At 72.0% G+C, this 20,113-nt stretch carries 13 protein-coding genes; 7 read left to right on the top strand and 6 right to left on the bottom strand.

All coding sequences use genetic code 11. The features are described from left to right. Positions 1 to 41: 41 nt before the first annotated feature. A complete protein-coding gene (locus EER30_RS28780) occupies positions 42 to 932 on the top strand; it encodes an RICIN domain-containing protein (protein ID WP_127503742.1) in 891 nt (296 codons plus the stop codon). On the opposite strand, the gene EER30_RS28775 is transcribed toward EER30_RS28780, so the two are convergent. The 3 genes from EER30_RS28775 to EER30_RS28765 all read right to left on the bottom strand — a co-directional run bounded on the left by EER30_RS28775 (position 886) and on the right by EER30_RS28765 (position 5,132). After that, the gene (locus EER30_RS28775) at positions 886 to 2,763 is read right to left on the bottom strand and encodes a substrate-binding and GGDEF domain-containing protein (RefSeq protein ID WP_164842511.1); all 1,878 of its coding nucleotides are present in this window, start codon (positions 2,761 to 2,763) and stop codon (positions 886 to 888) included. The two genes, EER30_RS28780 and EER30_RS28775, sit on opposite strands and share 47 nt — an antisense overlap. A gap of 29 nt (positions 2,764 to 2,792) precedes the next feature. After that, complete coding sequence (locus tag EER30_RS28770) at positions 2,793 to 4,652, bottom strand: SpoIIE family protein phosphatase (RefSeq protein ID WP_240670362.1); 1,860 nt, start codon at positions 4,650 to 4,652, stop codon at positions 2,793 to 2,795. A 165-nt stretch (positions 4,653 to 4,817) separates the two neighbouring features. Continuing rightward, on the bottom strand, positions 4,818 to 5,132 hold the full coding sequence (locus EER30_RS28765) for a type II toxin-antitoxin system PemK/MazF family toxin (RefSeq protein WP_127503740.1): 315 nt from the start codon (positions 5,130 to 5,132) through the stop codon (positions 4,818 to 4,820). Positions 5,133 to 5,388: 256 nt separating this feature from the next. On the opposite strand from EER30_RS28765, the gene gndA reads away from it, so the two are divergent. Beyond that, positions 5,389 to 6,831, top strand: a complete 1,443-nt coding sequence (gndA, locus tag EER30_RS28760; RefSeq protein ID WP_127503739.1) for an NADP-dependent phosphogluconate dehydrogenase — start codon at positions 5,389 to 5,391, stop codon at positions 6,829 to 6,831. Here the strand turns inward: gndA and EER30_RS28755 are convergent. Then, positions 6,821 to 9,097, bottom strand: coding sequence for a putative bifunctional diguanylate cyclase/phosphodiesterase (locus tag EER30_RS28755; protein ID WP_127503738.1), 2,277 nt, complete (start codon positions 9,095 to 9,097; stop codon positions 6,821 to 6,823). The genes gndA and EER30_RS28755 overlap by 11 nt on opposite strands. Before the next feature lie 75 nt (positions 9,098 to 9,172). Continuing rightward, positions 9,173 to 10,816 carry a phosphoglucomutase (alpha-D-glucose-1,6-bisphosphate-dependent) gene (gene pgm / locus EER30_RS28750; RefSeq protein WP_127503737.1) on the bottom strand — a complete coding sequence of 548 codons (1,644 nt, stop codon included), beginning with the start codon at positions 10,814 to 10,816 and terminating at the stop codon, positions 9,173 to 9,175. Positions 10,817 to 10,929: 113 nt separating this feature from the next. Here pgm and EER30_RS28745 point away from each other — a divergent pair, with 113 nt between their 5' ends. From EER30_RS28745 to yaaA, 3 genes are all read left to right on the top strand, one after another. Next, positions 10,930 to 12,582 carry a copper resistance CopC/CopD family protein gene (locus EER30_RS28745; RefSeq protein WP_127503736.1) on the top strand — a complete coding sequence of 551 codons (1,653 nt, stop codon included), beginning with the start codon at positions 10,930 to 10,932 and terminating at the stop codon, positions 12,580 to 12,582. 63 nt (positions 12,583 to 12,645) lie between these two features. After that, positions 12,646 to 12,990, top strand: a complete 345-nt coding sequence (locus EER30_RS28740; protein WP_127503735.1) for an STAS domain-containing protein — start codon at positions 12,646 to 12,648, stop codon at positions 12,988 to 12,990. Between the two features lie 9 nt (positions 12,991 to 12,999). Continuing rightward, a complete protein-coding gene (gene yaaA / locus EER30_RS28735) occupies positions 13,000 to 13,797 on the top strand; it encodes a peroxide stress protein YaaA (protein WP_127503734.1) in 798 nt (265 codons plus the stop codon). 70 nt (positions 13,798 to 13,867) lie between these two features. Here yaaA and EER30_RS28730 read toward each other — a convergent pair whose 3' ends face one another. Next, entirely contained in the window at positions 13,868 to 14,485 is a 618-nt protein-coding gene (locus EER30_RS28730) for an FKBP-type peptidyl-prolyl cis-trans isomerase (protein WP_127503733.1), read from the bottom strand. A 188-nt stretch (positions 14,486 to 14,673) separates the two neighbouring features. Between EER30_RS28730 and EER30_RS28725 the strand changes: the two genes are divergently transcribed. Both EER30_RS28725 and EER30_RS48060 read left to right on the top strand, forming a co-directional pair. Further along, on the top strand, positions 14,674 to 15,546 hold the full coding sequence (locus EER30_RS28725; RefSeq protein ID WP_240670361.1) for a hypothetical protein: 873 nt from the start codon (positions 14,674 to 14,676) through the stop codon (positions 15,544 to 15,546). Between the two features lie 98 nt (positions 15,547 to 15,644). After that, positions 15,645 to 20,111 carry an MMPL family transporter gene (locus tag EER30_RS48060; protein WP_205650461.1) on the top strand — a complete coding sequence of 1,489 codons (4,467 nt, stop codon included), beginning with the start codon at positions 15,645 to 15,647 and terminating at the stop codon, positions 20,109 to 20,111. Positions 20,112 to 20,113 lie beyond the last annotated feature (2 nt).

Here is a 20,113-nt window from a genome sequence, read left to right as displayed (position 1 = left end):
TTCTCCTACCGGTCCAACGTGGATCCGAATCGGCTGGGGGAATGGTGTCGGACATCGACGAGAGTCGCGAGGATCCCGTGCTCGTACGGCCGTACGTGAAGGCCGTCGCCGAAGCGGAGCAGGCCCCCGACGAGGCGCCGGAGACCTGGCCCGAGCCCGCCGAGCGGCCTGAACGGGAGAGCGACACGCTGGTGCAGCCGGCCGTCGTGGACGACCCGGCCCCCGCACGCAGGCCTCGTTCCGGCCTTCATCCGCTGGCCCGCGCCGGCATCTTCGTCGGCGGGGCCGCGCTCGCCCTGGGCGTGGTCGGCTATCTGGTCCTCGGGCCGGCGAGCGACCCGGGGCTGCCGCAGCCGGGTGTCGCGCTGCCCGCCGCCCCCGGACAGGCCCCGCTCGACCCGATCAGCAGCGCCGCCGCCTCGGCGAAGGCTTCGAAGTCGGCCTCCCCGTCGGTCTCCCCCAGCGCCTCGTCGCCGTCCCCGAGCGTGTCGTCGTCGCTGTCGCCGTCGCCGAGCGTCAAGACCTCGGCCCCGCCCAGCAGCGCACCGGCCGACCCCACCCTGGCGCCGCCGGCCGCCGACCGCACCGGCAAGATCACCGCGGCCGGCGGGCGTTGCCTGGCTCGTGGCGGCATCTTCGGCGGGGACGGCAGCCCGGTGACGGTGTCCGGCTGCATGAGTGTGTCGGCCCAGACGTTCACCCTGGCCACCGACGGCACGCTGCGGGTGAGCGACAAGTGCGCGCAGGCCCAGGGCGACGGCAGCGTGCGGGTCGGCGGCTGCGGCGACGGCGACGCCGGCCAGTGGCGGGCCGGCCCGGACGGCACGCTGGTCAATTCGGCCGGCTGCCTGACCGACCCGGGCCGCGCGGGCGCCACCGCGACGGTCACCGCGTGCTCGGGTGCGCAGACCCAGAGCTGGAGCCTGCCCTAGAGGCGACCTTCGCCCGGTACATGGCCGCGTCGGCCTCGCGCAGCAACGCGTCGGCGCCGCCGCCGGTCTCGTCGCTGAGGGCCACGCCGATGCTCACACCGACCGTGACGCGCCCGCCGTCGATGACGTACGGCTCGGTCAGCCGGGCGGCGATGGTGTCCCGCACCAGCCGCTCGGCCCCCTCGGCGGGCAACCCGTCGAGCAGCACCACGAACTCGTCGCCGCCGAGCCGGGCCACCGTGTCCGACTCGCGCAGCAGACCGGTCAGCCGCCGGGCCACCTCGATGAGCAGCACGTCGCCGGCCGCGTGCCCGAGCGAGTCGTTCACCGCCTTGAACCCGTTGAGGTCGAGCAGCAGCACGGCGAAACGGTGACCGGACTGCCGGGCGGCGCGCAGCCCGGCCTGGCTCATCCGGTCGGCCAGCAGCACCCGGTTGGGCAGGCCGGTGAGCGGGTCGTGCAGCGCCGCGTCGCGAAGCTGCTGCTCCTGCTCGCGCAGGGCGGTCACCATCGCACCCCGGTCGAGCGCCGCGGCGAGCATGGCCCCGGAGTGATTCATCATCTCGCTGCCCGGCGGGGTGCTCTCCTGGATGTGGCCGACCGCGGCGAGCATGCCCCAGTCGCGCGTCGCGCTGCGGATCGGCACGACGAAGACGGCCTCGCCGGCCGCCGCGTCGGCGAGCGAGAAGAGCTGCGGCGGCGGGAACTCGCTGACCGGCATCACGGTGCCGACCAGGTCGTGCCCGGCGGGGTACTCCCCCTCGATGCGCAGTTCGGTGTCGAGCGAGGGCAGCACGCTGTCGCGCCACAGGCCGAGGCACCCGGCGAACGCCGTCGTCCGCACCAGCCAGCGCAGCTCGCGGGGGTCGCGGTCGTGCGCTCCGAGCAGCTCGACGCCGAGCAGGTGCTGGATGTCCAGGGTCTGCTGCAGATGGTTGACCTGGCCGAACAGGTAGCGGGTCAGGTCCTCGGTGACCGGCAGCCCGGTCGGCGGGCACCCGCACGAGTCGCGCCGCACGAACTCGGTCGGCACCCGGCGCACGACCCGGGGCCCGCCGGGGTTGCCGGTCAGCTCGGCCAGCAACGCGATCGCGGCGGCGCCGATGTCGTCGGACGGCTGGAGGACGGTCGACAGGCTCGGCCGCATGTACATGGCGTCGGCGATGTCGTCGAAGCCGACCACCGCGACCCCGTCGGGGATGGTGCGGCCCAGCTCGCCCAGCCGGCGCACCAGGCCCACCGCGTTGCGGTCGGTGCCGCAGACGACAGCGGTGGCCGGCATCCCCGCTCCGGCCAGCCGGTCGGCCGCCATCTCGCCGCCGCTCTCGTGGTTGTCGCCGCAGTCGAGCAGCAGTTCGGGCGACGCGGTCAGTCCGTGCCCGGACAGCGCGCTCAGGTAGCCCTTGTGCCGCTCGCGCACGTCGGAGTGGTCGAGGTGACCGACGAAGGCGATCCGCTGATGGCCGTGACCGATCAGGTGGCTGACCGCGGCGAACGTGCCCGAGGTGTTGTCGGCCAGCACGGCCGAGCAGCCGGTCATCTGGTGCCCCACTGTCACCACCGGCAGCCCCGCCTCCCGGGCCGATCGGGCGTACGCCTCGTGCACCGCCCCGGCCAGCACGATCAGCCCGGCCAGCCGGGCCCAGGCGACCGGACGCCGATAGTCGGGCAGGCCGCTGCGGTCGGCCGTGTAGGAGCCGGGGTCGAGCGTCTGCAGCGCGAGGAGACGGTCGCCGCCGGCCACGGCCGCGCGGTTCGCGCCCGCGATGATGGCTCCGTAGTAGTCGCCCCCGACGAAGGGCGACAGGACACCGAACGTGCGACCGGTCACGGCCGACATGATCTCCCGAAAACGGGCGCTCAGCCGGGCAGATGCGACATTTTGGCACCGTCAGCGAGATATCCGCGCAGATCTCGGGTCGCGCCGGTCACCGGACGGGCGGCCAGGATGCAGGTGTCGTCGTCGGGGTTGGCCTGCCGCAGCCGGGCCAGGAGCTGGGTCAGCGGCTGGCCGGGCGAGGCCCGCACGGCCTCGTCGACCGTGGCGATCACCCGGGCCAGGCCGTCGTCGAGATCGCGGTCGCGGTGCTCGACCAGCCCGTCGGTGTAGAGCAGCAGCAGGTCACCGGCGCGGAAGTCGAGCCGGGCGGTGCCGTACGCGGCGTCCTCGACCACGCCGAGCATCGGCCCGGCCGGTCGTTCCAGCGGCACCGTACGCCCGCCCCGGCTCAGCAGCGGCGGCGGGTGCCCGGCCTGGGCCCAGACGATCTCGTGGGTCGCCGGGTCGAACCGGGCCACGACGGCGGTGGCGGTCAGCTCGGGCGTCTCGCGTTCGAGGTCGCAGATCAGCCGGTTCAGGTGGCCGAGCAGCTCGGCCGGGCAGCTCGTGGTGACGGCCAGGGCGCGCAGGGCGTGCCGCAACTGGGCCATGTTGGTGGCCGCCTGGGTGCCGTGCCCGGCGACGTCGCCGATGGCCAGCAGCACCGAGCCGTCACGCAGTTCGGCCGCGTGGTACCAGTCGCCGCCGACCTGACTCTCCTGCCCGGCCGGCAGGTAGCGCAGCGCCACCTTGACCCCGGGCAGCACGATCGGGCCGTCGGGGATGGGCAGGATGATGCGCTGCAGACGGCCGGCCAGCTCGTGCTCGGCGGCCAGGTCGCGGCGCTGCTCGTCGAGCTGGCGTTCGACCTCGGCGAGCCGCTTGGCCCCGCTCTCCTGCTCGGTGACGTCCTGCACGATGCCGTAGACGCGCAGCGGGTTGCCGTCGGTGTCACGGCTGGCGTCGGCCACCGTGCGCAGGTGCTTCACCCGCCCGTTGACCCGCACCCGCGTGATCACGTCGACCCGGTCGCCGCGCTCGAGCTGCTCCTTGGCCGCGACGCGCAGCGGTTCGTCCTCCTCGAGCCCGTCGGTGTCGCGGGCGGCCGGGTCGATCGGGCCGAGCCGGGGATCGCGTTCGTAGATGCGGTAGAGCTGGTCGGACCAGTAGATCTCGCCGCTGACCAGGTCCCACTCGCCCCAGCCGAGGTTGCCGAGCCGCTCGGTGCCGGCCAGCCGGTCGGCCAGCCCACCGGGCATCTCGTCGTGCCGGGTCCAGTTGAGCATCAGCCCTTCGCCGAGCCGGTGGGCGCGCACCGAGTAGACGCCGTCGTGGTGGCGGAAGGGGCCCAGCGCGGCCGGCGCCCCGGAGTCGAGGACCTGCTGGTAGACGACCCAGCGGTCGCTCGCGACGACCTCGGGGAAGTGCTCGGAGACGCGCAGCCCGATCAGCTCGGACCCGCGCAGACCGTTGGCCACGACGGCGTCGGGGCTCGCCGCGGCCCAGATCAGGTCGAGCAGCCGGCCGTCGGGGCCACGCTCGGCGCTGAGGTAGGACGCCATGCCCGGCGCCACGTCGAGAACCCGTTGCACCATGCCGATCCACGGCGCGAACCGGCGGATCGGCGCGGCGAACCGCAGCGGGGACTGGCCGCCGCCGAGGCCCGGTTCCGCGTCGGCGACGTCGAGCAGCCGGATCACGCCGACCGCGACCTCGTAGAGGCCTCGATCCTCCTCGGCGGCCATGCGCAGCAGGTGGCGGTGCGCCTCGGTCAGCCGGCAGCGAGCCCGGCCGGCCAGCAGCCCGACCGCGCGCTCGACGGTCAGGCGAGCGGCCTCGCCGGTGCCGGCCGGCGCGCCGGGGCGCAGGCTCTCCACCGCCGCCGCGTACGCCTGTGTCACGCCTTCGTCCTCTCCAGGTTCGCTTGCCGGTTATGAATACGCCTGTCCACCCGCCGCCGTCATCGGCCGATCATCCCGACCGGCTCCCACCTGCGGCCGCGCGGCACACCAGTCACCTGACCGGGTGTGCCCTGATGGAGTGGGACGAGGGTTGATCGGTCAGGTTCAGAGCTCGAACAGGGACCGCATCGCCTCGGTCAGACGAGCCATGCTCGAGCCGGTGACCATGCCGATCCGCTCGGCTCCGACCGAGGCGGGCAGGCGCCGCATGCGGTTGACGACCACGACTCCGGTGATCGGGTCCTGCTCGGTGAGGGGAACCGCATAGGGCGGGAGTTCGGTCACACCGCGCTGGCGCACGATCGGCGCGCAGAACGGGGAGGCGTTGTCGCGTTCGTTGTACGAGTCGCCGGAGAGCACGAGAACCCGATAGCGCAGATCAGTCGCGTTGCCGATGGTCCAGATCTCGCCGCGCTTCATGAGCACGTCCCGATCGGCATGCGCAGAGCCTACCGCCGACGTCATACCCGCCCGACGATGGGCAGTCATGAAGGTCTCATCGCGTCCACCACGTGAACTGGTGTGAACTGTGATCGTTGTGGAGCCGTAAGAATGAGGGTTATTCAGGGCCGACCCGGAGCTGCTCTCAGATATAGGCTAGCGACTAGGTCTCCCCCGCCCTGAATAATCCTCATTTGAGCGGCGTGGTTCTGCTGCTTAGGGAAAGGTGTCAATGATGACGGAGAAGGCGCAGATCGGGGTCACGGGCCTCGCTGTGATGGGACGCAACCTGGCCCGGAACTTCGCCCGGCACGGTCATACGGTGGCCGTGCACAACCGTTCTTACAACCGCACCAAGGAACTCGTCGAGGAGTTCGGGCACGAGGGCACGTTCCTGCCCGCCGAGACGGCCGAGGAGTTCGTGGCCAGCCTCGAGCGTCCCCGCCGCGTACTCATCATGGTCAAGGCCGGCGCGCCGACCGACGCCGTGATCGAGGAGTTCGCCCCGCTGCTCGAAGAGGGCGACATGCTCATCGACGCGGGCAACGCCCATTTCCTCGACACCCGCCGGCGTGAGGCGGCGCTGCGCGAGCGCGGCCTGCACTTCGTGGGCACCGGCGTCTCGGGCGGCGAGGAGGGCGCACTGCACGGCCCGAGCATCATGCCGGGCGGCTCGGTCGAGTCGTACCAGGCGCTCGGCCCGCTGCTCGAGGACATCGCGGCCAAGGCCGACGACGGCGAGACCTGCTGCGTGCACGTCGGGCCGGACGGCGCCGGGCACTTCGTCAAGATGGTGCACAACGGCATCGAGTACGCCGACATGCAGCTGATCGCCGAGGCCTACGACCTGCTGCGCCGCGTCGGCGGGCACTCGCCGTCCGAGATCGCCGACATCTTCCGCGTCTGGAACGAGGGCCGGCTGGGCTCGTACCTGATCGAGATCACGGCCGAGGTGCTCAAGCAGACCGACGCCGACACGGGCAAGCCGCTCGTCGACGTCATCGTCGACCAGGCCGAGCAGAAGGGCACCGGCCGCTGGACCGTGCAGTCGGCCCTAGACCTGGGCGTGCCGGTCAGCGGCATCGCCGAGTCGGTGTTCGCGCGGGCCCTGTCCGGCGGCGCCGACGTGCGCGCCTCGGCGGCACAGGCCGGTCTGCCCGGCCCGTCGGTCACGGCCGGCGAGCACGGCGGCGACCTGCAGGCCGACGTCGAGCAGGCGCTGTTCGCCTCGAAGATCGTGGCCTACGCGCAGGGTTTCCAGCAGATCCAGGCGGCCAGCAAGGAGTACGGCTGGGACGTCGACCCGGGCGCGATGGCGAAGATCTGGCGCGCGGGCTGCATCATCCGCGCCAAGTTCCTCGACTTCATCAAGCAGGCGTACGACAAGTCGCCCGAGCTGACCACGCTGCTGGTCGACCAGTACTTCCTGGACGCCGTCAGCGGCGCGCAGGACGCCTGGCGCCGCGTCGTGGTGACCGCCGCCCAGCAGGGCATCCCGGCGCCCGGCTTCGCGTCGGCCCTGGCCTACTACGACGGCCTGCGCGCCGAGCGCCTGCCGGCCGCACTGATCCAGGGCCAGCGCGACTTCTTCGGCGCCCACACCTACCGCCGCGTCGACAAGGACGGCTCCTTCCACACCCTCTGGGGCACGGAAGAGCGCAACGAGGTCACGGCCTGAGTAAAAGAGGATCGGCCGGTGCGTTCGACATGAGCGCGCCGGCCTCCTCGGCCGGTAGGGGCTTGGCCATGTGGAAGCCCTGTCCCAGGCGGTAACCCATGTCGCGCAGGCGGATCAGCTGGGCCTCGGTCTCGATGCCCTCGGCGACCGCGCTGAGTTGCAGATATTCGGCGAGCTGGGCGACCGCGGCGGCGACCGCGAGGCGGCCCCGGTCCTCGCCGTCGGCGATACCGTCGACGAACGACTTGTCGAGCTTGAGGACGTCGACCGGGAAGGCGCGCAGCAGGCTCAGCGACGACTGGCCGGTGCCGAAGTCGTCCAGGGCCAGGCGTACGCCCAACTCGTGCAGCATGTGCAGCGTGTCGCGCACCTGGCGGCCGTCCGCGACCGACGACTCGGTCACCTCCAGCACCAGGTTGCGCGGCAGCAACCCGGTCGCCGCGAGCACGCCCGCCACCTCGTCGACGAAGCCGGGCTCGCGCAGCTGGCGGACCGCCACGTTCACGTTGATCGCTTCGATCGCGCCGTCGCCGTACTCGCGGTGCCAGCGGGCGAGCTGCTCGCACGCCTCGCGCAGCACCCACGAGCCGAGCGGCACGATCAGGCCGGAACGCTCGGCCACCGGAATGAACTCGCCGGGCGAGACGAAACCGCGCACCGGGTGGTTCCAGCGCACCAGCGCCTCGGCCCCGTGCGCGCGGCCGGTGACGATATCGAAAACCAGTTGGTAGAGCAGGTACAGCTCGCCGCGCACGAGCGCGTCGCGCAGCTCGCTGCCGAGCCGGGCGTGGTTGACGACCTCCTGGCGCATGCACGGCTCGAACCGGGTCCAGGCCGCCTTGCCGCCCTCCTTGGCCGCGTACATCGCGATGTCGGCGTTGCGCAGCACCTCGTCGGCGGTGTCGCCGGAACCCGCGATCGCCACGCCGAGGCTGGCGTGGGCCAGCAGGTGGTGTTCGCCGACCCGGAACGGCTCGGCCAGGTCGTGCAGCGCGCCGGCCGCCGCCTGTTCGGCCGAGGCCACCTCCTCGACGTCGAGCAGCAGGGCGAACTCGTCGCCGCCCAGGCGCGCCGGGAGTCCGTCGGACCCGGCGGTCGTCCGCAGCCGCTGCCCCACCTCGAACAGCAGCTGGTCGCCGCAGGCCGGGCCCATCGTGTCGTTGATGGTCTTGAAATCGTCGAGGTCGATCAGCAGCACCGTGACCGGGCGGTGCGCAGCCAGCCGTTCGGCCAGCACGGCCGAGAAGCGGGTGCGGTTGGGCAGACCGGTCAGCGGGTCGGTCATCGCGATCCGCTCCAGCTCGGCCCCCTGGGCGCGCAGCCCGTCCAGGAGCTGCCGGTTCTCACGCAGGCCGAGCAACTGACGCAGGGCCACCAGGGCGGCGATCAGGGCCGCGCCGACGATCACGAGTCGTTCGACGCCGTGCAGGTCGCGGGCCGACACGATCGACACCATGCCGACCGCGACGGCCACGGCCAGCATCGGCAGCACCCCGCGCGACGCGCGCGGCTCGGACCGGGCCGGCGCCGGGCCCGGCGGCCCGGCGGCCAGGTGCTGGCGGCAGGCGGCGGCGCAGAACGACAGGGCGAGCAGCGGTGTGCCGAGCATGGTCATCCACATCCGGGTCTCGTCGCTGGTCGCGATCATCACGACCGCGGCCGCGGCGATCCCCGGCGGGGCCACGCCGAGGAGCCGCAAGCCTGTCCCGTGGATCGGCGCCCGGCCGATCAGCAGCAGGATGAGCAGCGAGGACACACCGACTGCGCCGCCCGCGGCGGCACCCGGCGTGGTGGTGCCGGACGGGACGAACTTGGCCGCGACGTAGCCGAAGACGATCGCGCCGGCCACCATCACGGTGACGACGTCGAGCAGCGCGCGGGTCCAGCCGGGCCACGTGCATGGGGGCGGGCGCAGACGACCGAAGGCGGCCAGGGCCAGCACGGCGCCCATGATCATCGGAAGGGCGAAGGCCAGCGACAGCCCGGCGTTGACGTCGCCCAGGATCAACTGAGCGGCACTGCCGATGACCAGGCACAGAGCCGACTGCGAGAGCCTGTGCCAGAACGCGCGCACCGGCCCGGGCAGCGTTACCGTGGCGCCCAGGTCGCGCAGGCTGAGCACGGCCGCGACCATCCCCGCCAGACCGCCGGCGTTGCCGACGACGATCGCGCCGGAACCGCCGGTCACGTGCCAGGTGCACGACCACGCAACCCCGGCGCAGGACACCGTGAGGGCGCCGGCCCCGTACACCAGGGATCTTCTCATCAGCGTCCTACGGCTCCCGGATCGATGAGGGCCTTCGCCCCTCTGGTCGGCCGGGAGCCGCGGAAACTGAGCCGATCAGCCCCGCAGGGCGGCCGACACGACGGCGCGGGCCTCCTCCTGGATGTTGCCCAGGTGGTCGGGGCCGCGGAACGACTCAGCGTAGATCTTGTAGACGTCCTCGGTGCCGGACGGGCGGGCGGCGAACCAGCCCGACTCGGTGGCCACCTTGAGACCGCCGATCGGCGCGCCGTTGCCGGGCGCGGTGGTCAGCACGGCGGTGATCGGCTCGCCGTCGAGCTCCTTGGCCGTGACCTGCTCGGGCGACAGCTTGGCCAGGATCGCCTTCTCCTCGCGGGTGGCGGGGGCGTCGATGCGGGCGTACGCGGGCTCGCCGAACCTGGCCGTCAGATCGCGGTAGTGCTCGCTGGGCGTGCGCCCGGTGACCGCCAGGATCTCGGAGGCGAGCAGGTCGAGCAGGAGGCCGTCCTTGTCGGTGCTCCAGGTGCCGCCGTCGCGGCGCAGGAACGAGCCGCCCGCGCTCTCCTCGCCGCCGAAGCCGATCGAGCCGTCGAGCAGGCCGGGCACGAACCACTTGAAGCCCACCGGCACCTCGTCGAGGCGGCGGCCGAGATCGGCCGCGACCCGGTCGATCATCGAGGACGAGACCAGCGTCTTGCCGATGGCGGCGCCGGCCGGCCAGTCGGTGCGGTTCGTGAACAGGTAGTTGATCGCCACGGCCAGGTAGTGGTTGGGGTTCATCAGGCCCGCGTCGGGGGTGACGATGCCGTGCCGGTCGGCGTCCGCGTCGTTGCCGGTGGCGATCTGGAAGCGGTCCTTCTGGTGGATCAGCGACGCCATCGCGTACGGCGACGAGCAGTCCATGCGGATCTTGCCGTCCCAGTCGAGCGTCATGAAGCCGAAGGTCGGGTCGACGTTCGGGTTCACCACGGTCAGGTCGAGGCCGTAGCGCTCGGCGATCGCGCCCCAGTAGGCGACGCTCGCGCCGCCGAGCGGGTCGGCGCCGATGCGCAGCCCGGCCGACCGGATCGCGTCGAGGTCGATCACGGCGGGAAGGTCACCGACGTACGCGTCGAGGAAGTCGTAGCCCGAGACCGAGGCCGACTCGCGGGCCTTGACCGCCGCAACCCGCCGCACGCCCTTGAGACCGGCCGCGATCAGCTCGTTGGCCCGGTCCTGGATCCAGCGGGTCGCGTCGGCGTCGGCCGGGCCGCCGTTGGGCGGGTTGTACTTGAAGCCGCCGTCGTCGGGCGGGTTGTGCGACGGCGTGACCACGACCCCGTCGGCCAGGCCGGTCGAGCGGCCGCGGTTGTGGGTGAGGATCGCGTGCGACACGCCGGGGGTCGGCGTGTAGCCGTCGCGGCTGTCGATCAGCGTCGTCACCTCGTTGGCCGCGAAGACCTCGAGCGCGGTGATCATGGCGGGCTCGCTCAGCGCGTGCGAGTCACGGCCCAGGAAGAGCGGGCCGTCGGTGCCTTGAGCGCGGCGGTACTCGACGATCGCCTGGCTGGTCGCGGCGATGTGGTCCTCGTTGAACGCGGTGCGCAGGCTGGAACCACGGTGACCGGAGGTGCCGAACGCGACCCGCTCGCCGATCACCTCGGGGTCGGGGTGCTCGGTGTAGTAGCGCGAGACCACCTTCGGCACGTCGATCAGATCGCGCGGCTCGGCCGGCTGCCCGGCGCGGGGATGGATGGACATGGCGGCCTCCTGAAGGGAACGGGAACCTGCCGATGAGCGTATAGAGGTCCCCCGCGTCACGCGGTTTGAACCTTTCCGCTCCGCCATCCGAACTATCACCCGTGAGAAAGGCCGTGCGCGCGCTTCTGCTGCTCCTGGTCGTCGCGCTCGGCACTGTCGCCCTGCCCGCCGGCCCCGCCTCCGCGCACGCCGCGCTGCTCGGGGCCACCCCCGCGCCCGGCAGTGTGGTGGGCAGCTCACCGACCGAGGTGATCGTCACCTTCAGCGAGCCGGTGACCCCGGTCGCCGGCCGCGTGCAGGTCATCTCGCCCGACGGCAAACGGATCTCGGACGAGGCCACCTCGTCCGGCGCGACGCTGCGCATCCCGGTGCGCAAAGCCGACCGGCCGCTCGGCACCTACCTGGTCAGCTATCGGGTCATCTCGGCCGACAGCCATCCGGTCGGCGGCGCGCTCACGTTCTCGGTCGGGGCGCCCAGCACCGCGCCGGCCGAACCGGGCGCGGCCGGCATCCATCGGTCGGTCACCCTGGCCACGCCGGTCACGCGCTTCCTGGCGTACGCCGGTCTCACGCTCGCCGTCGGCCCGGCGATCTTCCTGGCGGTGCTGTGGCCCCGGCGCCGCCAACGGCGGGCGGCGGCCCTGACGGCGTACGCGGGCCTGGGGTTGATCGGTGTCGCGACGCTGGGGGCGCTCTGGACGCAGGCGCCGGCCAGCACCGGAGCGCCGCTGTGGGACGTCTCGGCCACCGATCTCGGGCAGGTGCTGAGCAGCTCGTTCGGCCTGATCCTGGTGGCCCGGCTGGCGCTGCTGGGGGTGATCGCCGGGCTGCTCGGACCGGCGCTGCGCGGCACCGCCGGACGCGTTCGCGGGCTCACCCTGATCGGGCTCGCGCTGGCCGCCATGACCACGTGGCCGCTGACCGGGCACGCCGCCGCCTCTCCCCTGGCCGGCGTGATCGTGGCGTCGGACGTCGTGCACATCGCGGCGATGGCCGTCTGGCTCGGCGGGCTGGTCACCCTCACCGTCTTCCTGCTGCGCCGCACCCATCCGCGCGCGCTCGGTGTCGTGCTTCCGGCCTGGTCACGCTGGGCCGGCCTGGCGGTCGTGTGGCTGGTCGCGGGCGGCGTCGTGCAGGCGGTCGTGCAGGTCGGCTCGATCAAGGCCCTGTGGGAGACGTCGTACGGTCAGCTCCTGATGGCCAAGGTCGGCGTGCTCGCGGCGACGCTCGGAGCGGCCGCGTTCGCCCGCAGGATGGTGCAGCGCAAGCAGGTGCCGGCCGCGGGCGCGTCCCGGATGCGGCGACTGGTCGCGCTCGAAGTGGTGGCGACGACGGTCGTGCTCGGCCTGAGCGCCGTGCTCGTGCAGGTCAACCCGGGTCGCAGCGCGACGGTCGACCAGGGCGCGGTGCGTGACAACGGGATCTCGCAGACGCTGACCAGCCCCATCTACACGCTGCAGTTCAACATCTACCCGGTGCAGGTCGGCGACAACAACACCGTGCACGCGTTCCTCTACACGCCGGCCGGGGCGCCCCTGCCGGGCAAGGAGTGGAAGGTGTCGGCGCGCCTGCTCGGGCAGGACGTGGAGCCGTTCAGCGCGCCGATGCTCGGGCTCATCCCCACCCACCACGCCCTGGGCGCGCTGACCTTCCCCCTGGCCGGGACCTACGAGATCAAGTTCACCGTACGGATCAGCGACCTCGATCAGGCCACGGTGAAGACGACCATCGACGTCCCGGCGAGTTCCGCGACATCAACAAGGTGACTTTCGGTCATCGAGTGGGCAGTGAAGGTGGGTTGCCTCACCCCTCGAGGTCCGGAGGTCGTCGTGCACGTGTCCGTAGTCGACAACAGTGACGAATCGGTGGTCGTTACAGTTCGGGGCAATCTCGACATCGACAGTGGAACCACCCTGACTACGGCGCTCGACCAGGTGCTGGAACGACCGGAACCGCGCGTCGTGATCGACCTGTCGGGCATCGACTTCTGCGACTCGACCGGGCTTTCGGCCCTGGTCGTCGGGCACAACCGGGCGTCCGCTGTCGGTGGCTGGCTGCGGCTCGCGGCCCCGGGCGACTTCCTCGGCCGGCTGCTCGACACGGTCGGCCTGACGCCGCGGCTGGCCGTCTATCAGACGGTGGGCGACGCGTTGATGGACCGGGACGGGCACTAATCTTGCGGGGTGCTGATCCTGCTGCCGCCGTCCGAGGGCAAGACCGTCGCTACCGAGGGTGACCCCGTCGACCCGGGGTCGTTGTGGCTACCGGCCCTGGCGACGCCCCGCAAGCGGGTGCTCACCAAGCTCGTGGCGATGAGTGGACGCAGCAGCGCGCGGTCGGTGGCCGACTCGCTGGCCACGCTGGGCCTGTCAGCCGGGCAGACCGACGAGATCGCTCGCAACGCCGCCCTGCGCTCGGCTCCGGCGGCGCCGGCGGCCTCGATCTACAGCGGGGTGCTCTACGAGGCGCTCGACGCGCACAGCCTGTCGGGCGAGGCGCGAGCGTGGGTCGATTCGCGGGCAGTCGTGTTCTCGGGGCTCTGGGGTGTCGTGCGTCTCGACGACCGCATCCCGGCCTACCGGCTGTCGGTCGGGGTGACCCTGCCGACCGTGGGCGGGCTCACGGCGTACTGGAAGAAGGTCTTGCCGAAGGCCCTCGACCCGGTGGCGTCGCAAGGGCCGGTGCTCGACCTGCGGTCGGGGGCCTACGCGGCGATGTGGACGCCGCCCGCCGCGACCTCGGCGACCGTGCGCGTGCTGCACGAGCGGGTCGTCGGCGGGGTCGGGAAACGGTCGGTGGTCAGCCACTTCAACAAGGCGACCAAGGGCCGGATCGTACGGGCCCTGGCCGAGGCCGCCGTCGAGCCGGCCTCGGTCGACGAGATCGTGACGGCGTTGCGCGATCTGAAATACACCGTCGAGGAGCAGCCCACCGGTGCGGGCCGCCCCCGACAGCTGGACGTCGTCGTCTCGGAACTCTGACCTACTGCGTCTCGGAACTCTGACCCACTGCGTCTCGGAACTCTGACCCACTGCGTCTCGGAACTCTGACCTACTGCGCGGCCAGAATGTCGACCACGAAGCGCAGGTCGCCCTGCTCGGGGCCGTAGGCCAGCGCGGCGGGCACGTCGATCTGGATGCGGCTGCCGACCTTCTGGCCGGGGATGCCCTTGTCCCAGCCCTGGATGACCTGACCGGCGCCGATCGGGGCGGTGAACGGACGACCGGTCTTGAACGACGACTCGATGGGCTGGCCGGTCTTGTAGTTGACCAGCACGTAGTTGGCCGTGACGGTCTGACCCGCCTGGACCGCGGGGCCGGTGCCGGGAACCAGGACGGTCACCTTGAGGTCTTTCAGCGTGCCGGTGCCGCCCTTGACGACGGGTTCCTTGGCGAGGGCGGGAGGAGTCTCGACCGCGCCGGGCTGGGGCGGCTGGGCCGGGTCGGCGGCGGCCGACGGCGGGACCTCGGCCGGCGTCTCGGCGGGGGCGGCGGCGGACGCGGGGGCGGCGGCCGGCGGCGTGGCCGGGTCGCCGGAGCCGCCGCGCACGGTGATGAAGACAACCACCAGGATGGCGATGACCGCCAGGCCGGCGATCGCGCCGGCGACGGCCTGGCTGCGGCGCTTCGCCGTGTCGCCGCTGATGGGTTTGGCGGTCTCGGTGCTCATATGTCGAAGACTCTCCTGTTTCGGCGTGGTCCGGAAACATCGGACACGGTACCCGCCTTTCGTGATCAACCCCACGCCGAACCTCCGGCACGAATGATCGTCCGTTACTGAATCCGCTCTTCACCGTCACTGATCGAAGTGCCATTGTTGACGCCCCCACACACACTTGGAAATTTTTGGAGGGCCGGTTGCCGTCGACCGGAGATGGTCGCCGCCGGCGCGGCACCGGCGGACGCCGGCGGGCCGTCGAGCTCGCCGAGGACGGTCAGCAGTGGAACGAGACGCTCTCGTCGGCCGCCGTGATCCTGGCCGGGGTGATCTTCGTGGTCGGGTTCGGTTTCGTCGCCGCCCGCGGCTTCGGCTCGGAACCGGCCGCCGCCCCGCCGCCCGACCCGCCCGCGCCCGCACTCGGTGACCTGCGGCTGCCGACCACGGACAGCCAGGCGCTCATCCCGCTCGGCAGCCCGTCGGCCAGCCCCTCGGTCACCAAGGTCGCGAGCGCGCCGCCGCCCGACCACGACTTCGTCAGCATCACCCGCGCCACACCACCGTCGGTGGTCAACCTGTCGTCCGAGGGTGACAGCGACTGGGTGCACTGGGGACTCGGCGGCACCTTCGCCCTCGAACGCGACAGCGGCGAGTTCCGCATCCTCGAGGGCGCGCCGACCGCGCCCCGCCAGCAGCACTCGCTCAGCGGGACGAAGTTCCGCTGGACCGGCGGCTTCCCGGTGTCCACCAGCGACGGCACCGCGACCGGTATCCGCACCTGCGGGCAGGGCAACGGGTTCACGCTCTCGGCTCCGGCCGGGACCACCCCGCGTGTCCTCAAGCTCTATGCCGGAGTGGTCGCCGGTCGGGGAAAGCTGACCGCGCGGCTGACCACGGGCAAGTCGACCGGCACTACGGTCTTCGAACAGCGCGGCGAGACGCTGAAGTCCACCGTGCTGTCCGTGGCCTACCAGGCGCCACGATCGGGCCAGCTTCGCTTGACGTGGACTACCGACGCGGCGTACGGGAAAGGTTGCTCAGGGGTAACCCTGGAAGCGGCCACGCTTTCGTGAAGTGTTCTCATAGCCTTCCGCTCGGCAACGGGCGGTACTGATCAACGACACACTCCGCTCGGCAGCGGGCGGAACTGACCAAGACCAGAGGGGTTGACGTGTTCGCGGGCTGGGGATCGTGGGTCGCCCGCTTCCGGTGGCCGGTGCTGTCCGTCGCGCTCGTCGCGGTGATCAGCGCGGGCGTCTGGGGGCTCGGTGTTTTCGGCCAGCTGAGCGAGGGTGGCTACAACGACCCGAACAGCGAGTCGGCCCAGGCCTCCGAGGCTGTGCAGAAAGCGTTCGGGGCGCAGGGCGGTGACCTCGTGGTCATCTACACGCCGGCCAACGGCAAGATCGACGACGCCGCGCTGGGCAAGCAGATCCGGACCCGGCTGGCCGCACTGCCCAAGTCGGCCGCGACCTCGACGACCTCCTACTGGACGACCAAGTCGCCCCAGTTCACGGCGAAGGACAGGAAGAGCGCCGTCGCGGTCGTCACCCTGGCCGGCGCGGACGACGGGGCCAAGCTCGCCGCCTACCGCGAGATCGACGACAAGTTCGCCGTTCCCGGTGCCACGGTCTCCCTGGCCGGCGGTTACGTGCTCGCCGACGCAACATCTTCACGCTCCACCGACGACCTGGCCCGGGCCGAGATCATCTCGCTGCCGATCGTGCTGATCCTGCTGTTGCTGCTATTCGGCTCGCTGGTCGCCGCCTCGCTGCCGGTGCTGGTCGGCGGGGCGGCGGTGCTCGGATCGCTGGGCGTGCTGCACGCGATCGCCAACGTGCACGAGGTCAACTCGTTCGCGGTGAACGTGGCCAGCCTGCTCGGGCTCGGCATGGCGATCGACTACGGCCTGTTCATGGTGGGCCGCTTCCGCGAGGAACAGTCCCAGGGGCGTACGCCGTCCGAGGCTGTTCGCCGCACCGTCGCCACCGCCGGGCGTACGGTCGTCTTCTCCGCGACCCTGCTGATGACCGCGCTGGCCGGGTTGCTGCTGTTCCCGCAGGGCTTCCTCAAGTCCTTGGCGTACGGGGGTCTGGCCGCGGTCGCGCTGGCCGCGCTGCTGTCGCTGACGCTGTTGCCGGCGATGCTGGCGATCCTCGGCCCGCGCGTCGACAAGCTGCCGATCCGGCTGCCGTTCGGTGGCTCGTCCGGGGGCGGCTCGTTCTGGGAGCGGCTCGCGGCCGTGGTGCTGCGCCGGCCCGTGCTCGTCGTGCTGCCCATCCTGGCCGGACTGCTGGTGCTGGCGGCGCCGATCGCCGGGGTCCGTTTCGGCGAGGCCGACGAGCGTACGCTGCCCGCGAGCGACCCGGCGCGAGCGGCGATCGAGACGTTGAAGTCCGACTATCCGCAGTTCAGCGGCAACGGCATGCCGATCGTGCTGCGCGGCAAAGCTGACAGTGCCGCGTTCGCCGTCACGCTGCGCCAGATCCCCGGCATCGCCCAGCTCGGCCCCGCGCAACGGGCGGGCGACGTCACGGTGTTCACGGCGACGTTGAAGTCGACTGACCCGTTCAGCACCGACGCCCGCGACGTGGTCGACCAGATCCGGTCGCTGCCCGTGCCCAACGGTGCGGAACTGCTGGTCGGCGGCACCACGGCACGCAACGTGGACAGCCTGGCGGCGACCGCCGCGAAACTGCCGTGGATGGCGTTGCTGCTGGTCGGCGCGACGCTGCTGCTGATGTTCTTCGCGTTCGGCTCGATCCTGCTGCCGATCAAGGCGGTGGTGATGAGCGCGCTCAGCCTCAGCGCCACCTTCGGCATCCTGGTCTGGATCTTCCAGGACGGGAACGGCGCGGCCCTGCTCAACGTGACGCCGGCGCCGCTCGAGGCCGGGATCGTCGTGCTGATGGCGGCGGTCGTGTTCGGACTGTCGACCGACTACGAGGTCTTCCTCCTGTCCCGCATGGTCGAGGCGCGGGCGCACGGCGCGACGACGTCCGAGGCGGTGACGGTCGGGCTGGCCCGCACCGGACGGGTGATCAGCGCGGCGGCGTTGCTGCTGATCGTGGTGACGGGGGCGTTCGCGCTCTCCTCGGTGACGACGATGCGCTTCGTGGGCGTCGGCATGATCGTGGCGCTGGTCCTGGACGCGACGGTCGTACGAATGCTGCTGGTGCCGGCCGTACTGGGGCTGATGGGCAATGCGGCGTGGTGGGCGCCGGGGCCGCTGCGGAGACTGCAGGAACGGGCCGGGCTGGCGGAGCATGCTGAACTTCCCGAGGGCAAGTACGCGGCGGCTGAGGTGACAGCGGTCCTGGCCCTGCCGCCGGGCCGGGAGGCCTCCGCCTCTCCCGATTCGTCTTCCTCAGCTTCCTCCCCCACTTCCTCGCCTTCCGCCCCTTCATCGCCTTCCTCCCCCGCTTCCTCTTGGGACCGGGAGGCGGCGGGGGTGCTCGTGCTGCCGCCGGCGATGGTGCCCCCGGCGTTGCCGCCGGGCCGTGACTCGGCGACCGAGGTCATCCCCCGGATCGTCGACGAGCCACCCGCCCCCGACGACGAGATCGTCGACGCCGAGATCGTCGAGGACGACACACCGGCACCCGCAGCCACTGATGGCGACGACCACGTGGACGCCGAAGTGATCGAAGACAAGCAGCCCACGGCCGCAACCGACGAGGATCCAGCCGATTCCGCCGCCGCGACCGCCACGGAAGAGCCCGCCGCCGAGCCGGCGTCGGCAGCCATTGTGTCCACGTCGGCAGCCGCCGAGTCGGCGTCGTCGGCCGCTGGGCCCGGGTCGTCGGTCAGCGAACCTGCTGAACCAGCCGCCGAGCCCACCGCCGCTGAGCCCGGCCTGGTCAGCGAAGCGGACGAATCAGATCCGGCCTCCACTCGGGTCATGCCGGCTCCGGTCATCGCCCGCGATGAAACCGCCGCTGTCCCCGAAGCCGCCAACGCCTCGGCACCGGACGAGCCGGCCGCCGACCTCTCTGACGATCGCGCTTCGAACGAATCCGCTTCCTCAGCCACCCCGGACACCCGCGTTGTCGCCGCGGGCCCGGCCTCCGCGGTAGTCGCTCGCGGCGACAGAAACGACGAATCGGTTGTCACCACTGTGACTGAGGAGCCGGTTGCCCCAGCGTCCGCCGCCGCGGTCGTAGAAGACGAGCCCGGCGAGGCTGAGGAAGACGCGCCGGTCGCGGACAGCGATGCTTCGCCCAAGGACGAGCCGACCGGTTTCTCGTCCACGCCGAGTCTTCCGATCACCGGAGGCGTGTATCGGTCGACGGCGGTGAGCACCTACCCCGACTATTCGGCGCCCGACGACTTCTTCTTCGCGCCGTCGGCGAACGGCACCTTCGCCGACTCGCTGGGATTGCCGGCCGAGCCGGAGCGGCAGGTGCCCTACTTCGGCGACCGTCCCAGTTTCGAAAAGCCTTCCGCCCCGGACCTGGACGTAACCCGCGCCATCCTCATCCCCGGCCTCACCGCACCGAAGCCCGATCCCACTCCCGCCGCCGAGACGGTCACTCCCACACCGTCCGCCGACCCGGCTTTCCTCGGGCCCGTCTCCTCCTCACAGGCCGCCGAGACGGTTTCCGCCCCACCCGCAGCCGAGACGGTTTCCGCCCCGCCCGCAGCCGAGACGTTCTCCTCGTCATCCGCCATCGAGACTCCGGCGATCTTCGAGGCTCCGAACCGGGAAGCCGTCCGCAGTTTCGAATCGCCGGATCCCGAGATCGCGCAGAGCGTCTCGGTCACCAAGGTCGACCCGCCCGCCCCGGCCCCGACGGATGTCGCGTCGGAGGTCGGCGGCTCCATCGCTCCCGAACTGGAGACCACGCGGCGGCTGCGGGTGCCCGGCTACGCCGCGGGCCAGTCTCGCTCGGCCGACAGCCCGACCAGCCACTCGCTGCCCTCCGACATGAAGCCGCCGGCTGTCCCGGCCCCGGCCGCAGAGCCTCAGCCCGCTGAAACGGTTGTCGAGCCGCTGTCCCAGCGCCGCACCCCGACGCCACCCGTCGAGACGGTCCCCGAGCCGCTTCCCCCGCGTCCGACGCCGTCCCAGCCGGTGGAGAAGATCGCTGAGCCGATGCCCAGGCGGTCGGCGCCCCCGGTCGCGGGTTCGTCGCCCGCCCGGGCCGTACCGTCGGCGCTTTCGAGTCCCGCACCGGGCGGCAGCCGCCCGTCCGATCTTGGCGCCCTCTTCTCCGCGCGCCGGGCGCTCGAGGACGAGACCCCGCAGCGGCCTTCCACCCGGAACGACCACAAGCCGTTCCGCCCGCCGTACGACATCGCCTCCGTGCCCGCTCTGCCGCCGGCCCCCGCGACTCCCCCAGCCCCTCGACGCCCCGCCGACCTCGGTGACCACCTGCGCGAGTCGCGACCGGCCGACCTCGGCGACCACCTGCGTGAGTCCCGCCCGGCCGATCTGGCCCAGTACAGCCAGGGCCGCAAAGCATCGGACCGGACCCGCCGCACCACCGCTGCGAGCCCGTCCGGCAACTCAGCCGACGAGCCTCAGCGCGCGCCGACGAAGGCCGACCCCAAGAAGCCCGCCCGCCGGCCCGCCACCTTGGCCGACCAGCTACCGAAGCCCCGCCGCAAGCCGGAGGACGAGCAGCCGCCCCGATAGCG

Source organism: Actinoplanes solisilvae (assembly GCF_003999975.1).
Taxonomy (GTDB): Bacteria; Actinomycetota; Actinomycetes; order Mycobacteriales; family Micromonosporaceae; genus Actinoplanes; species Actinoplanes solisilvae.
The sequence above is the reverse complement of the archived record's forward strand: the minus strand, read 5'-3'. Positions and strand labels throughout refer to the sequence as shown.

Coding starts and splice junctions, on each gene's coding strand:
- EER30_RS28780 (WP_127503742.1), top strand. CDS start 42: ATGGTGTCGGACATCGACGAGAGTCGCGAGGATCCCGTGCTCGTACGG.
- EER30_RS28765 (WP_127503740.1), bottom strand. CDS start 5,132: ATGAAGCGCGGCGAGATCTGGACCATCGGCAACGCGACTGATCTGCGC.
- gndA (WP_127503739.1), top strand. CDS start 5,389: ATGACGGAGAAGGCGCAGATCGGGGTCACGGGCCTCGCTGTGATGGGA.
- EER30_RS28755 (WP_127503738.1), bottom strand. CDS start 9,097: ATGAGAAGATCCCTGGTGTACGGGGCCGGCGCCCTCACGGTGTCCTGC.
- pgm (WP_127503737.1), bottom strand. CDS start 10,816: ATGTCCATCCATCCCCGCGCCGGGCAGCCGGCCGAGCCGCGCGATCTG.
- EER30_RS28730 (WP_127503733.1), bottom strand. CDS start 14,485: ATGAGCACCGAGACCGCCAAACCCATCAGCGGCGACACGGCGAAGCGC.